At 61.4% G+C, this 1030-nt stretch carries 1 protein-coding gene; it reads left to right on the top strand.

All coding sequences use genetic code 11. The features are described 5' to 3' along the window. Nucleotides 1-58: 58 nt before the first annotated feature. The gene (locus ABZ664_RS39430) at nt 59-1009 is read left to right on the top strand and encodes an IS481 family transposase (protein ID WP_362522407.1); all 951 of its coding nucleotides are present in this window, start codon (nt 59-61) and stop codon (nt 1007-1009) included. The last annotated feature ends 21 nt before the right edge of the window (nt 1010-1030 follow it).

The following is a 1030-nucleotide window of genomic DNA, read 5'->3' as shown; positions in this document are numbered from 1 at the left end:
ATCTAAAACTGACGAACATCGTTGACACCTGGGTCTCCGGCCACTACGGAGACCATCTATGTCGACTTCCCCGAACCCCCCACTCGACCGTGAAGCCAAGCGGCGCCTGGCCGTCATCCGTCACGTCGAAGAGGTCTCAGGCAACGTCGCACTGACATGCCGCTACTACGGGATCAGCCGGCAGGCGTACTACATCTGGTATCGCCGCTACCAGGCCGAGGGCGTCGAAGGCCTGCGTACTCGCTCCAAGCGGCCCAAGACCAGCCCGAACGCCACGCACGCCGAGGTCGTACAAAAGATCATCTATCTGCGGCAGAACTACCACTTCGGCCCGGAGAAGATCTCGATGTACCTCAAGCGGTACCACGACGTCACCATCAGCCGCTCAGGCGTCTGGCGGATCCTTAAACGCCTGGACATGGGTCGGTTGCCGGCCTCCCAGCGCTACAAGCGCCACGACAAGCGGTGGAAGCGCTACGAGAAGCAGCTGCCCGGCCACCGCGTCCAGATCGACGTCAAATTCATCGAACCCATCGCCGGCGTCACCGGCCGCAAGGGCGGCCGCAACAAGTACTACCAGTTCACCGCGATCGACGACTGCACCCGCCTGCGCGTGCTGCGCATCTACCCCCAGCTCAACCAGAAGACCGCCATCCAGTTCCTCGACTACATGCTGCAGCGCCTGCCCTTCCAGGTGCAGGTTGTCCAGACCGACAACGGAGCGGAGTTCCAATCGGCCTTCCACTGGCACGTGCTGGACAAGGGCATCAACCACGTCTACATCAAGCCCCGCACACCGCGGCTGAACGGCAAGGTCGAACGCTCACACCGCATCGACGCCGAAGAGTTCTACCGGATGCTGGACGGTGTCGTCATCGACGACGCCGAGGTATTCAACGACAAGCTTCGCGAATGGGAGGACTACTACAACTACGATCGACCCCATGGCGGCCTCGACGGCCAGACCCCCTACGAACGCCTTAAGCAGAAGACTCAGACCCAGGCGTAAACGATCAACGTCAGTTGCACA

Source organism: Streptosporangium sp. NPDC006930, assembly GCF_040635605.1.
In the GTDB taxonomy this organism is placed as follows: Bacteria; Actinomycetota; Actinomycetes; order Streptosporangiales; family Streptosporangiaceae; genus Streptosporangium.
The sequence above is the reverse complement of the archived record's forward strand: the minus strand, read 5'-3'. Positions and strand labels throughout refer to the sequence as shown.